The following is a 13,153-nucleotide window of genomic DNA, read 5'->3' on the forward strand; positions in this document are numbered from 1 at the left end:
CCTATGGCGACTTCCAGCGACGAGATGAAGACCAAGCCTTCCTGGCGCCGCTTCGAGGACGGGGCCAACGTCTGGGAGGATCTGACCGACAAGATCTTCATGGAGGACAGCTCCCACAAGTGTCCGACCTATGTCCACAAGACCCCGCCCTGTCAGGGCAGTTGCCCCTCGGGCGAGGACATCCGCGGCTGGCTGCAGATCGTGCGCGGGCTCGAGCAACCGCCGGCGGACATGGACTGGCGCGAGTACGCCTTTCGCCGCTCGACCGATGCCAACCCCTTCCCGGCGATGATGGGCCGGGTCTGTCCCGCACCCTGTCAGGACGGTTGCAACCGCAACGCGCTGGAGGACTTCGTCGGCATCAACGCCGTCGAGCAGTTCATCGGCGACTCGGCCATCGACAACGGCTACCGCTTCGCCCCGCCGCCGCCGGACACCGGCAAGCGGGTGGCGATCGTTGGCGGTGGTCCGGCGGGGCTGGCCGCCGCCTATCAGCTGCGGCGCCGGGGGCACGCCTGCACCATCTTCGAGGCCAACAGCGCGCTCGGCGGCATGTTCCGCTTCGGCATCCCCGGCTATCGGGTGCCGCGCGACCGGCTCGATGCCGAGATCCAGCGCATCCTCGACCTCGGCCAGGTCGAGGTGCGGCTCAATACCCGGGTCGGGCGCGATCTCGCCGTCGCCGAACTCGAGCGCGACTACGACGCCGTGCTCTGGGCGCTCGGCTGTCAGAGCGGGCGCGGGCTGCCGGTACCGGGTTGGGAGGGCACGCCCAACTGTGTCTCCGGCGTCGCCTTCCTCAAGGCCTTCAACGAGGGGCGGATGAAGGTCACCGCCGCCAAGGTGGTCTGCGTCGGTGGCGGCGACACCTCGATCGACGTGGTCTCGGTGGCGCGTCGTCTCGGCCACCTGCCCGAGCACGCCAAGCGCGACCTCCCCGAGACGGTGATCCACGACGGCTATCTCGCCCACGACACCGCCGGCGCGGCCGCCGCCGAGGGCGCCGAGGTGACCCTGACCTCGCTGTTCTCGCGCGAGCAGATGACCGCCGCCGAGCACGAGGTCACCGATGCCACCCGCGAGGGCGTGACCATCCTCGATGGGGTGATGCCGCTCGAGGTGCTCAAGAACGCCGAAGGGCGCGCCACCGGGCTGCGGGTCGCCGACTGCCGCATGGAGGAGGGGCGGCCGGTGGCGGTCGAGGGCACCGAGCGGGTGCTCGAGGCCGATCTGATCGTCTCGGCGATCGGCCAGGGCGGTGATCTCTCCGGCCTCGAGACCCTCGACAACGGTCGCGGGCTGATCGACGCCGACAAGTTCCATCAGGTGCCGGGCCGTCCGGGACACTTCGTCGCCGGCGACATCATCCGTCCCCACCTGCTCACCACCGCCATCGGTCAGGCCTGGGTCGCGGTCGAGTCGATCGACGCCTATCTCGGTCAGGTCGAGCAGCGGCGCCGCCCCAAGGTCGACGTCCATCACTTCAACCTGCTCGACAAGCTCGCCGAGGTCGAGCGCGCGCCGCAGCCCTTCGTCGTCGGCGAGGCCGGCGACCTGCGCGGCACCTCGGCGGCGGACTATGCGGTGCACAACTACGAGGACCGCTCCGGGGCCGAGGTCATCCCCCATGAGGAGCTCTATCTCGGTCACTTCAACCACCATGCCCGCAACCTCCGTCAGGAGCAGGTGCCGAGCGCCGAGCAGGTGCTCGCTCACTTCGCCGAGCGGGTTGCCGGGTTGAGCGAGGCGCAGGCGATCGACGAGGCCAAGCGCTGCATGAGCTGCGGGATGTGCTTCGAGTGCGACAACTGCGTCATCTTCTGTCCGCAGGACGCGGTGTTCCGGGTCGACAAGGCCGCGCGCACCACCGGACGCTATGTCGACACCGATTACAGTCGCTGTATCGGCTGTCACATCTGCGCCGACGTCTGTCCGACCGGCTACATCAAGATGGGACTGGGCGAATAGTCCCGAGGGAGAGGCGCCGATGGTCAATGCTGTATCAACCACCCGGACGCTCGCCGTGGCCCTGCTGTGGATGCTCGCCGTCCTCGCGGTGGCGCCCTCGGCCAGCGCCCGCAACTATGTGGTGCCCGGCTCCGAGGCGGCCGGGCTCGGTGCCTGTGTCGAGCCCACCGAGCTGATGCGTCGCCAGCACATGGAGTTCATCAAGCACCAGCGCGATCGCACCGTGCACAGCGGTATCCGCACCAGCAAGTACAGCCTCGCCGGCTGTGTCGAGTGCCACATCGGTCACGATGTCCGGGGACAGGCCGTGCCGATCAACCGCGCCGACCAGTTCTGCGGCGCCTGTCATGCCTATGCCGCGGTCGATCTCAACTGCTTCGATTGCCATGCGGCGGTACCGCGTGGCCCCATGGCCGGGCCCATGGCCGAGGCCGCGCGGCGCGCCGTGGGCGAGGCGCACCACGGTCAGGGAGCGGGACAACCATGAGCGAACAACGAGCGGAGATCGATCGGGAGCGGCGTCGGCTGCTCGGGGCGGCGGCCGGCGCCGGGGCGGCGCTGGCCGCGCCGGCGGTGGTGGTGCGCGCGCTCGAGACCACCCCGCGTGACAACCCGGCCGACGGCCGGGTGCGCTGGGGGCTGGCGATCGACACGGCCAAGTGTGCCGCGGGCTGTACGGCCTGTGTCGATGCCTGCGCCCATGAGAACGGGCTCGACCTGCAGCGCCCGCCCGAGGGGGCGACGCCCGCCGATTGGGCGGCGCAGCGCGCGGTGTGGGTCCGCAAGGTCCGGCTGCGCGACGACCAGACCGGGCGCGAGACCAATCTGCCGCTGATGTGCCAGCACTGCGAGCATCCGCCCTGTGTCGACGTCTGTCCCACCGGCGCCTCCTTCAAGCGCGCCGATGGCATCGTCATGGTCGACCGTCACACCTGCATCGGTTGTCGCTACTGCATGATGGCCTGCCCCTACAAGGCGCGCAGCTTCATCCACGAGGCGCTGAGCGATCAGCTCAGTCACGTGCCGCGTGGCAAGGGCTGTGTCGAGAGCTGCAATCTCTGCGTCCACCGGCGCGACTTCGGCATCCCCTCGACGGCCTGTGCCGAGGCCTGCGCCGAGACCGGACACGGCGCCATCCTGTTCGGCGACCTGGCCGACCCGGACAGCGCCATCAGTCGGTTCCTCGCCAGCGAGCCGACCCGCCAGATCCGCGAGGACCTGGCGCTCAATACCGGGGTGCGCTATGCCGGCGTCTGATCCCGGCGGGAGAGTCTGAGCATGAAGCGAATCGTCTATCGCGAATGGCGTCTCGCCCCGGCGCGCTACTGGGGCATCCTCGGCGTGCTCGCCCTGATGGTGGGGGCCGGGCTGCTCGCCTTCGCCTACATGGAGCACGAGGGACACTGGGTCACCGGGATGAACAACGCGGTGGTCTGGGGCACGCCGCACGTGTTCGCGGTGTTCCTCATCATCGCCTCGTCCGGGGCGCTCAACATCGCCTCGATCGGCAGCGTCTTCCGCAAGCCGATCTACAAACCCCTGGGACGGCTCTCGGGGCTGCTGGCGATGGCCCTGCTCGCCGGCGGACTGATGGTGCTGGTGCTCGACCTGGGACGCCCGGAACGCCTGGTGGTCGCGCTCACCACCTACAACTTCAAGTCGATCTTCGCCTGGAACATCTTCCTCTACACCGGCTTCATGGCGATCGTGATCGCCTATCTGTGGAGCATGGCCGACCGCAAGGGCGACCCCTTCATCCGTCCGGTCGGGATCTTCGCGCTGGTCTGGCGTCTGGCGCTGACCACCGGCACCGGCTCCATCTTCGGCTTCCTGGTGGCGCGTCAGGCCTATGACGCGGCGATCCTCGGCCCGATGTTCGTGGCCATGTCCTTCGCCTACGGGCTGGCGCTGTTCGTGCTGGTGTTGATGTTCGGCTTCGCCGAGGACCGGCGTCCGATCGGCGCGCGGATGCTGCGCCGACTGAAGAACCTGCTAGCGGTGTTCGTGCTCGCCGTGCTCTATTTCACCCTGGTCTATCACCTCACCAGCGCCTATGGTGCCAAGGACCAGGGGTTCGAGGGCTGGCTGCTGTTCGGCGGCGGGGTCTACACCTTCCTCTTCTGGGTCGGCTGGATCCTGCTCGGCTCGCTGGTGCCGCTCGGCATCCTCTACCACCCGGTACGCGGCGCCGAGGCACCCTGGGTCGCCGCCGCCTGCGTGCTGGTGATCCTCGGCGGTCTGGCCGCGCTCGCGGTGGTGATCATCGCCAGCCAGGCCTATCCGTTGCAGCTCTTCCCCGGCAAGACCATCCTCGAGTCCGGTTTTCTCGACGGTGTCGGTGGCCAGCCGGCGCCCTATCACCCGACCCTGCCGGAGCTGCTGCTCGGGTTCGGCGGGGTGGGGCTGGCGCTGCTGATCACCGCCGTCGGGGTGCGGGTGCTGCAGTTCCTCCCCGAGTCGCTCGCCGACGAGGTGTTGCCGATCGACGAGGAGACCATCGAGCAGCCGGTCGCCAAGGCCGCCTGACCCACCCGCGTCCGCGTCGCTGCCGAGTCGGCGACGCGGACCTTGATCCGCGATCCCGAATGGCCCACCTCTATCTCTCCGCGCCGCAGAAGTCCTCGGGCAAGACCACGCTCGCCATCGGTCTGTGTCGCGCCTTGCGCGGGCGTGGCCTGGCGGTACAGCCGTTCAAGAAGGGACCCGACTATATCGACCCGCTGTGGCTGAGCCAGGCCGCCGGGCGCCTCTGTCTCAACCTCGACTTCAACACCATGGATCGCGCCGAGATCCTTGCGGCCTTCGGGCGCGAGTGCGCCGGGGCCGATGTGGCGCTGATCGAGGGCAACATGGGGCTGTTCGACGACACCGCGCTCGACGGTGCCAACAGCAACGCCGCGCTCGCCCGGGCGCTCGCCGCGCCGGTGGTGCTGGTGGTCAACTGTCAGGGCATGGGGCGCGGCATCGCGCCCCTGCTGCTCGGCTACCAGACCTTCGACCCCGGGCTGCGGCTCGCCGGGGTGGTGCTCAACCGGGTCGGCTCGGCGCGTCACGCCGCCGGTCTGGTGCGCGCCGTCGAGCACTACACCGACCTGCCGGTGCTCGGGGTGATCGAGCGCGACGCCGCGCTCGCCATCGACGAGCGCCATCTCGGGCTGATGCCGAGCATCGAGACGGCGAGCGCCGAGTCGACCATCGACACCCTGGCGCGCCGGGTCGCCGAGCAGCTCGATCTCGATCAGTTGCTGGCGCTCGCCGAGTCGGCCCCGGTGCCGCCCGCGCCGCCGCCCGAGCCGGCGGTGGCGCCGCACGGCGCCGGGCTGCGTATCGGCATCGCCCGCGATGCGGTGTTCGGGTTCTACTACCCCGACGACCTGCGCGCGCTCGCCCGCGCCGGTGCCGAGCTGGTCCCTTTCAGTCCACTGGTCGATGCCGAGCTGCCGGCGGTCGATGCGCTGTTCATCGGCGGCGGCTTCCCCGAGCTGCGGATGGCCGAGCTGGAGGCCAATCGTACGCTGCGCGCCCAGATCGCCGAGTTCGTCGCCGCAGGCCGACCCGTCTATGCCGAGTGCGGCGGGCTGATGTATCTCTGCGCCGGGCTGCATTGGCGCGGCGAGCGCCGCGCCATGGTCGGCGCGCTCGCCGCCGAGGTGATGATGCACCCGCGCCCGCAGGGGCGGGGGCTGGTGCGGCTGCGCGAGACCGGGGATCATCCCTGGCCCGGTGGCGGGGCGGGTCGCGAGCTGGCCGCGCACGAGTTCCATCACTCGGCGTTGATCGCGCCCGACCCGGGCTGGCGCTATGGCTTCGAGGTGGTGCGCGGCAGCGGCATCGACGGTCGGCACGACGGCGTGGTACAGCAACGGCTGCTCGCCTGCTACAGTCATCTGCGCGACGTCGGCGGCAGCGGCTGGACCGGGCGCTTCCTGCGACAGGTCGCCCGCAGTCTCGGCGGGCCCTAGCCCGTGAGGTGCTGCGGCGCGGTGTCAGGGAACACGACTGAAGACCAAGGGGATGAGATGTTCAGACTCACCACGGCGGCCGCCCGACAGGTGCTCGAGGCGGCCAGACAGGGCGGGACCGAGGGGCTGGCGCTGCGGCTCGCCGCGCACCAAGGGCCCGATGGCGGGATCGACTACCGCATGGGTTTCGACGAGGTCGGCGAGGAGGATATCCGCTTCCAGACCGAGGGGATCGAGGTCTGCATGGCGCCCGAGCACGTGCCGTTGCTCGATGAGGCGACCATGGACTATGTCGAGCTGGAACCGGGCCAGTTCCACTTCATCTTCCTCAACCCCAGGGATCCGCACTATCAGCCACCCGCCGAGGGTTGAGCGCGCGCCGCCTCAGCGCTGCTCGCGGCGACGACCGCGATAGGCGCTGATCCGGCGGACGATGTGCTCGAAGGGCAGTGCCTCGAGGCTGCCGTAGCGTGCGCGTGCCTCGACCAGCAGGGCATGGACGTCACGGATCGCCCGGGTCGAGGCGTCGGGTGCCAGCGCGGTGGCGATGCCGCGCAGCCCGCCGAGCTGCAGCCGCAGGCTCTGGGCGTGTGACAGCCGCTCGCGGGTGCCCGGGGTGGCGAGCGCGAAGCGCGCGCGCTCGCGCAGCAGCAGCCGCAACGCGCGACAGCGCCGCCAGGGCGACTCGGCACCACAGCGCACGCCGCTGCGCTCGCCGATGCAGTAGCGCTCGGCATGACTGCAGTCGTGCGCGTTCAGCAGCGCCAGCGCGAAGGCGCACTCGCGCGCTGCCTCTCGCACCTCGCCGGGCTCCTCGTCCAAGCGTTGTTCACTCCTGCCCGTGGGACGGGTCGGTGAAGCGGTGGATCTGCCGTCGGTCGCGCTTGGTGGGGCGTCCGCGCCGGTCGTGAATCTCGCCGCGCTCGCGCCGTTCGTGCACCAGCGCCTGACGGCGCAGCCGGCTGGCCTCGTCCTCGACATAGAGGGTGGCGGCCTCGGTCGCGCCACGACGTTGACGATCGATCGCCACGACCTCGATCTCCCAGGTCAGGGTGCCCTTGTGGATTTCCAGCCGGTTGCCGGGACGGATGGTGCGTCCGGGCTTGGCGCGCTGGCCCTCGACATGGACCTTGCCGCCGTTGATCGCCTCGACGGCAAGCTGGCGGGTCTTGAAAAAGCGCGCCGCCCACAGCCACTTGTCGAGTCGCAGGCTGTCGAGCGCCCGGGCGTCGCCGGCGCTCATGCCGCGAGCAGCGGGTCGAGGTCGCCGCAGACGTCGAGTTCGGCCATGTCGTCATAGCCGCCGATATGACGCTCGCCGATGAAGATCTGCGGCACCGTGTGGCGACCGCTGCGCTCGATCATCACCGCGCGCTGTGCCGGGTCGTCGTTGATGTCGATCTCCTCGTAGACGACGCCCTTGCGCTCGAGCAGCCGGCGGGCACGGATGCAGTAGGGACAGGTCTGGGTGGTGTAGAGGGTGACTCGGGGCATGGTTTCGCTCTGTCGATGGCTCGGGTAGTAACATGTCGATGAAGGCCGCGGGCGGTTGAAATCGCGCCGGTCCGCCGGAAAGCTTCAAGCAGAAGCAAGGCGCGCGGTCTCCCGCCGTCGTCTCGTCGACTCGTCATCAGGATCATCATGTATCGTAACAACCCGCACCCTGTCCATCTCAAGGATTACCGTCCACCCGAGTTCCTGATCGATACCGTCGATCTGCGTTTCGAACTCGATGCCGACCGGACCCGGGTCGAGGCGCGTCTGGCGCTGCGTCGCAATCCCGCCGCCACCCGCGGCGACGGTGATCTGCGGCTCGACGGCGAACAGCTCGAACTCGAGTCGGTGGCCCTCGACGATCAGCCGCTGACCCCGGCCGAGTATCGGGTCGAGCCTGAGTCGCTGACCATCCACCGCGTCCCCGACCGCTTCACCCTCACCACCCGGGTGACGATCAGCCCGAGCCAGAACACCGCGCTCGAGGGGCTCTACCAGTCCGGCGACATGCTCTGCACCCAGTGCGAGGCCGAGGGCTTCCGCCGCATCACCTATTTTCTCGATCGCCCCGACGTGATGGCGCGTTTCACCACCACGCTGATCGCCGACACCGAGCGCTATCCGGTGCTGCTCGCCAACGGCAACCCCGCCGAACAACGCACCCTCGACGACGGTCGCCAGCTGGCGCGCTGGGTCGATCCCTTCCCCAAGCCCTGCTATCTGTTCGCGCTCATCGCCGGCGACCTGCGCGCGGTCGAGGACCGCTTCACCACCGCCTCCGGGCGCGAGGTGGCGCTGCGCATCTATGTCGAGCCGCACAACCTCGACAAGTGCGACCACGCAATGCGCTCGCTCAAGCAGTCGATGCGCTGGGACGAGGAGCGCTACGGGCGCGAGTACGACCTCGACATCTTCATGATCGTCGCCGTCAGCCACTTCAACATGGGCGCGATGGAGAACAAGGGGCTCAACGTCTTCAACGACAAGTACGTGCTCGCCCGCCCCGACACCGCCACCGATCAGGACTTCCAGGGTATCGAGGGGGTGATCGCCCACGAGTACTTCCACAACTGGACCGGCAACCGCATCACCTGTCGCGACTGGTTCCAGCTCAGTCTCAAGGAGGGCTTCACCGTCTATCGCGACCAGGAGTTCTCCGCCGACATGGGCTCGCGCGGGGTCAAGCGCATCGCCGACGTGCGTCTGCTGCGCGCTCACCAGTTCGCCGAGGACGCCAGCCCCATGGCTCATCCGGTGCGCCCCGAGTCCTATATCGAGATCAACAACTTCTACACCGTCACTGTCTACGAGAAGGGCGCCGAGCTGGTGCGGATGCAGGCCGCACTGCTCGGTCCCGAGCGTTTCCGTCGCGCCACCGACCTCTATTTCGAGCGCCATGACGGTCAGGCGGTGACCACCGACGACTTCGTGCGCTGCATGGAGGACGCCAGTGGCTGCGATCTCGGTCAGTTCCGTCGCTGGTACAGCCAGGCCGGCACCCCGGAGCTCGAGGTCGAGGGTCATCACGACGCCGGATCGGCGACCTATCGGCTGCGGGTGCGTCAACACACCCCGTCGACCCCGGGGCAGCCGGAGAAGGCGCCGCTGCACCTGCCGCTGGCCCTGGCGCTGCTCGATGCCGAGGGGCGCGAGCTGGCGCTGCGCCTCGACGGCGAGGACGGGGCGGCGCCCGCCGGCACCCGGGTGCTGGAGCTGCGCGAGGCCGAGCAGTGCTTCACCTTCGTCGATGTCCCCGAGCCGCCGGTGCCCTCGCTGCTGCGTGGATTCAGCGCCCCGGTGCGGCTGCGCTTCGACTACAGCGATGCCGAGTTGATGTTCCTGATGGCCCATGACGGCGACGGCTTCAACCGCTGGGATGCGGCCCAGACGCTGATGCAGCGTCTGTTGCTGCGACTGGTGGAGGATCCCGCCGCGGTGATCCCCGAGTCCTTCTTCGCCGCTTTCGCCCAGGCGCTCGACGATCGCACCGGCGATCCGGCGCTGCTCGCCGAGGTGCTGACCCTGCCCGCCGAGTCCTATCTCGGCGATCAGCTGGCGGTGGTCGACGTCGACGGTATCCATCGCGCCCGTTGTACCCTGGAGCGGGCCATCGGCGCGCGGTTGCGCGATCGGTTGCTGGCGGTCCACGCCGCCCATGACGACACCGGCCCCTATCGCCTCACCCCCGAGGCGATCGGTGCGCGGGCGCTGAAGAACCGCGCCCTGGGCTATCTGCTCGCCGCCGGCGACGCCGAGGGGCTGGCGCGCTGCATCGCCCAGTTCGAGGCCGCACGCAACATGACCGACTGCATCAGCGCGCTGCGCCTGCTGGTCGACCATGGCGGCGAGGCCGGGCTGGAGGCGCTGAGCAGTTTCCACACCCGCTGGTCGGGCGAGCCGCTGGTGCTCGACAAGTGGTTCAGCGTCCAGGCCACCAGCCCACGGCCCGATACCCTGGCGCGGGTCGAGCGGCTGATGCGCGACCCCGACTTCTCGCTGCGCAATCCCAATCGTGTGCGCAGCCTGATCGGCGCCTTCTGCAACGCCAACCCGGTGTGCTTCCACGCCGCCGACGGCAGCGGTTATCGCTTCCTCGCCGATCGCGTGCTCGAGCTCGATCCGCTCAACCCCCAGGTCGCCTCGCGGCTGATGCGCGCGCTGGTGCGCTGGCGGCGCTTCGATGCCGCTCGCCAGGCGCTGATGCGCGCCGAGATCGAGCGCGTGCTCGCCGCCGAGGCGCTCTCGCGCGACGTCTACGAGGTCGCGGCCAAGGCGCTCGAGGACTGAGCGCGCCAGGGCCCGCCACCCGCGGCGGGTCCTGTCATCCCCTTGTCAAAGCCGCGCCGACCCACTACCGTGCTCGGCTTCCCATCGATCCACTCAGGAATTCACCATGTCCGATTACCCGCGTTGCCCTCGGTGTGAGAGCGAGAACACCTATTCCGACGGCATGCTCTACATCTGCCCCGATTGCGCCCACGAGTGGTCGATGCATGAGGAGGAGACGGAGGAGCAGGCCGAGGCCGGGGTGCGCGACGCCAACGGCAACCTGCTCGCCGACGGCGATACCGTGGTGGTGATCAAGGACCTCAAGGTCAAGGGCAGCTCCTCGCCGTTGAAGGTCGGTACCAAGATCAAGAACATCCGTCTGGTCGACGGCGACCACGAGGTCGACTGCAAGACCGATCTCGGCAACCTGATGCTCAAGGCCTGCTATCTGCGCAAGGCCTGAGCGCCTCCTCGATCACCGGGGTCGGTCGCCGATGGCGGCGATCGGCCCGCGCGTGTCAGAATGACACCGCTCGGGTAACGGAAACGCCATGCTCGGAATCGTCGATCGCTATGTGCTGCGGGAGGTGACCAAGGTCTTCCTGGCCATCGTGCTGACGCTCGCGCTGATCGTCGCCAGCATGTTGTTGCTGCGCACCTTCGAGGAGGTCAACGTCGGCGCGCTGAGCGTGACCCTGGTGTTCCGCTTCCTTGGTTATCAGCTGGTGCGCGATGCCTCCAGCCTGTTGCCGCCGGCCTTCTTCCTCGCCGCGCTGGTCACCCTCAGCCGCCTGGCGCGCGACAGCGAGCTGATCGCCATGCACGCCTGCGGGCTCGGTCCCTCGCGCACCTATCGCGCGCTGCTGCTGCTCGCCGTCCCGGTCGCCGCGCTCACCGCCTGGTTCGCCCTGGTGCTCCAACCCTGGGCGGCCACCGGCATCCAGGACATCCGCATGCAGCAGAAGGAGCAGGCGGCGCAGATCGCCGGGCTGCAGCCGGGACGCTTCTATGTCGAGGAAGAGGGCGATGTGGTGGTCTATATCGGCGCGATCGACCGCCATCGCTCGCTCGGCGACGTCTTCCTGCTCGATCGGCGCGGTGGCACCAACCGCATGGTGGTCAGCGAAGGCGGGGTGCACCGGCTCGAGGAGGGCAGCGGCGACCATCTGGTCACCCTCACCAGCGGTCATCGCTTCGACGGCAACCCCGGAGAGGCCGCCTTCATGATCGGCGACTTCGATGCCTACGAGATCCGTATCCGCGCCAAGGAGCGCGCCGCGCGCGCGCGCGGCAAGCGCTCGACGGTCCCGACCTCGGAGCTGCGCGTCGCCGCCGACCTGGCCGATCGGGTCGAGTTCGAACACCGTCTGGCCGCGCCGCTGGCGATCTTCACCCTGGCGGTGCTGGCGATCCCGCTGGTGGCGGTCTCGCCGCGTCAGAGTTCGACCGGACGTCTGGCGCTCGCCTTCCTCGCCTATTTCTGCTTCTTCAACCTGCAGCGTCTCGCCGAGGGTTGGCTCGAGGAGGGCATCACCCCGCTATGGCTGAGCAGCCAGTGGTATCAGCTGTTGATCCTCGTCGTCGTCTATCTCGCACTGCTCCCCGACAGCCTGTGGGCGCGCCGGGTGCTCGGACGCTGGCGGCGCGCGGATTAGTCCGCCCAGGGCGATGGAGCTCCTGCCCTGGCAGCCGTTGATCGCGGGTCTGATGCTGGGCGTGGCGATCGCTGCTCCCCCTGGTCCGGTGGGGCTGCTGTGCATGAGCCGTACCCTGGCCCACGGCGCACGCAATGGCTTGGCGACCGGTCTGGGTGCGGCCCTGGCCGATGCCTGCTACGGTGCGCTGGTGGCCCTCGGCGCCACCGCCCTTGCCGAGCTGCTCACCGCTCATGCCGCCGGGCTGCGCCTGACCGGTGGCCTCCTGTTGATACTGCTGGGCATGCGTCAGCTGGTCGATGTCGCAGTCGTGCCGTCGGCGGTTCCAGCGCCCCCGCGGCACGGCTCGGCGTTGCTCTCGGCCCTGGCCCTGACCCTCACCAACCCGATGACCCTCTTCGCCTTCGTCGTCGCCCTGGCCGCCTTCGGTCAGTCGGGGGCGACCATTGCCAGTAGTGGGGCCTGGGCCCTGGTCGTCGGGGTGTTGCTCGGCTCGATGCTGTGGTGGTGCCTGCTGGTCGCGCTGGTGGTGTGGCTCGGGCGTCTGCTGTCGGCGTCTGCCCAGCGCCGTATCCGCCTGCTCTCGGCGCTGGCGCTGATGGCGCTGGGCGGCGCGGTCCTGCTCGGTTGAACCAGGCTCAGGCGAGCAGCAGCGCGGTGTCGGCAACGGTGCCGAGTCGTCCCTCGGCCGCGCCCCAGAGGACGAAGTGCGAGGTGGCGTCGAGCCCGGCTGCGGCGACGTCGGGGTTGGCCGCGAGATAGGCGGCGGTGTCGAACCAGGGGCCGGGCGCGCGGTTCTCGTCGGCGCCGTAGGACCAGTAGTGCTCGATGGCCGAGGCGAAGGTGCCGTCGGCGACGGCGGCGGCGACGTCGGGGTTGTCGGCGAGGTAGTCCTCGCCGTCCCAGAGCGCGTGCGGTGCGCGCCCCTCGGCGATGCCCCATTGCTGGAAGTGGTCCAGGGCGGTGGCGAAGGTGCCGGCGGCGACGGCGGCGGCGACGTCCGGGTTCTCGGCGAGATAGAAGCTCGCGTCGAAGGCGTTGCCGTCGGTGAACTGGCGCGCCGCCGAGAAGGTCTGCACCAGGGTGATGGCGCCATCGGCGGTGCTGACCAGCAGCTCGACATCGGCGCCGAGGGTATCGGTGCCGGTGGGGCCGAGCAGGGTGGCCGAGCCGTCGGCCGCGCGCGTCAGCGTCAGCTCGGTCATGGTGGCGGCGACCTCGGCGGTGTCGGCGCCAAAGCCGCCAGCAAGCTGGTCGTTGCCGCTGCCGCCGACGAGGATATCGGCGCCGAGTCCGCCGTCGAGC

13 protein-coding genes and 1 pseudogene are annotated in these 13,153 nt (G+C 69.4%); 10 read left to right on the plus strand and 4 right to left on the minus strand.

Going from position 1 to position 13,153, the window contains the following annotated elements; translation table 11 throughout:
- Positions 1 to 3: 3 nt before the first annotated feature.
- From EDC29_RS10830 to EDC29_RS10855, 6 genes are read left to right on the plus strand one after another with little or no spacing between them, the layout of a single operon-like run.
- Positions 4 to 1,968, plus strand: a complete 1,965-nt coding sequence (locus EDC29_RS10830) for an NAD(P)-binding protein (RefSeq protein ID WP_123140636.1) — start codon at positions 4 to 6, stop codon at positions 1,966 to 1,968.
- 19 nt (positions 1,969 to 1,987) lie between these two features.
- Positions 1,988 to 2,455 (plus strand): hypothetical protein, encoded by a 468-nt coding sequence (locus EDC29_RS10835; RefSeq protein ID WP_005223301.1) that lies wholly within the window; start codon positions 1,988 to 1,990, stop codon positions 2,453 to 2,455.
- Entirely contained in the window at positions 2,452 to 3,225 is a 774-nt protein-coding gene (gene dsrO / locus EDC29_RS10840) for a sulfate reduction electron transfer complex DsrMKJOP subunit DsrO (protein WP_005223303.1), read from the plus strand. Before EDC29_RS10835 ends, dsrO begins: the two co-directional genes overlap by 4 nt.
- A 21-nt stretch (positions 3,226 to 3,246) precedes the next feature.
- Positions 3,247 to 4,494, plus strand: a complete 1,248-nt coding sequence (gene nrfD, locus EDC29_RS10845) for an NrfD/PsrC family molybdoenzyme membrane anchor subunit (protein WP_062277718.1) — start codon at positions 3,247 to 3,249, stop codon at positions 4,492 to 4,494.
- Between the two features lie 59 nt (positions 4,495 to 4,553).
- Positions 4,554 to 5,930 carry a cobyrinic acid a,c-diamide synthase CobB gene (locus EDC29_RS10850; protein ID WP_123140637.1) on the plus strand — a complete coding sequence of 459 codons (1,377 nt, stop codon included), beginning with the start codon at positions 4,554 to 4,556 and terminating at the stop codon, positions 5,928 to 5,930.
- Between the two features lie 57 nt (positions 5,931 to 5,987).
- Positions 5,988 to 6,302 (plus strand): HesB/IscA family protein, encoded by a 315-nt coding sequence (locus EDC29_RS10855; RefSeq protein WP_123140638.1) that lies wholly within the window; start codon positions 5,988 to 5,990, stop codon positions 6,300 to 6,302.
- 12 nt (positions 6,303 to 6,314) lie between these two features.
- On the opposite strand, the gene EDC29_RS10860 is transcribed toward EDC29_RS10855, so the two are convergent.
- Genes EDC29_RS10860 through grxC form a run of 3 tightly spaced genes read right to left on the minus strand, consistent with a single transcriptional unit; the run spans position 6,315 to position 7,424 of the window.
- Positions 6,315 to 6,752 carry a hypothetical protein gene (locus EDC29_RS10860; protein WP_123140639.1) on the minus strand — a complete coding sequence of 146 codons (438 nt, stop codon included), beginning with the start codon at positions 6,750 to 6,752 and terminating at the stop codon, positions 6,315 to 6,317.
- A 7-nt stretch (positions 6,753 to 6,759) separates the two neighbouring features.
- Positions 6,760 to 7,173 carry an RNA-binding S4 domain-containing protein gene (locus EDC29_RS10865; RefSeq protein WP_132229806.1) on the minus strand — a complete coding sequence of 138 codons (414 nt, stop codon included), beginning with the start codon at positions 7,171 to 7,173 and terminating at the stop codon, positions 6,760 to 6,762.
- The gene (gene grxC, locus EDC29_RS10870; RefSeq protein ID WP_123140641.1) at positions 7,170 to 7,424 is read right to left on the minus strand and encodes a glutaredoxin 3; all 255 of its coding nucleotides are present in this window, start codon (positions 7,422 to 7,424) and stop codon (positions 7,170 to 7,172) included. The genes EDC29_RS10865 and grxC overlap by 4 nt, the downstream gene beginning before the upstream one ends.
- A 147-nt stretch (positions 7,425 to 7,571) precedes the next feature.
- Here grxC and pepN point away from each other — a divergent pair, with 147 nt between their 5' ends.
- The 4 genes from pepN to EDC29_RS10890 all read left to right on the plus strand — a co-directional run bounded on the left by pepN (position 7,572) and on the right by EDC29_RS10890 (position 12,479).
- Complete coding sequence (pepN, locus tag EDC29_RS10875) at positions 7,572 to 10,211, plus strand: aminopeptidase N (RefSeq protein ID WP_132229808.1); 2,640 nt, start codon at positions 7,572 to 7,574, stop codon at positions 10,209 to 10,211.
- A gap of 106 nt (positions 10,212 to 10,317) precedes the next feature.
- On the plus strand, positions 10,318 to 10,656 hold the full coding sequence (locus tag EDC29_RS10880; RefSeq protein WP_005223319.1) for a zinc ribbon domain-containing protein YjdM: 339 nt from the start codon (positions 10,318 to 10,320) through the stop codon (positions 10,654 to 10,656).
- An 88-nt stretch (positions 10,657 to 10,744) separates the two neighbouring features.
- The gene (gene lptF, locus EDC29_RS10885; protein ID WP_123140643.1) at positions 10,745 to 11,848 is read left to right on the plus strand and encodes an LPS export ABC transporter permease LptF; all 1,104 of its coding nucleotides are present in this window, start codon (positions 10,745 to 10,747) and stop codon (positions 11,846 to 11,848) included.
- A gap of 52 nt (positions 11,849 to 11,900) precedes the next feature.
- On the plus strand, positions 11,901 to 12,479 hold the full coding sequence (locus EDC29_RS10890; protein ID WP_223806047.1) for a LysE family transporter: 579 nt from the start codon (positions 11,901 to 11,903) through the stop codon (positions 12,477 to 12,479).
- Between the two features lie 7 nt (positions 12,480 to 12,486).
- On the opposite strand, the pseudogene EDC29_RS17295 reads toward EDC29_RS10890, so the two are convergent.
- Positions 12,487 to 13,153: pseudogene (locus EDC29_RS17295) on the minus strand (hypothetical protein); the annotation flags it as partial.

The organism is Marichromatium gracile, assembly GCF_004343155.1.
In the GTDB taxonomy this organism is placed as follows: Bacteria; Pseudomonadota; Gammaproteobacteria; order Chromatiales; family Chromatiaceae; genus Marichromatium; species Marichromatium gracile.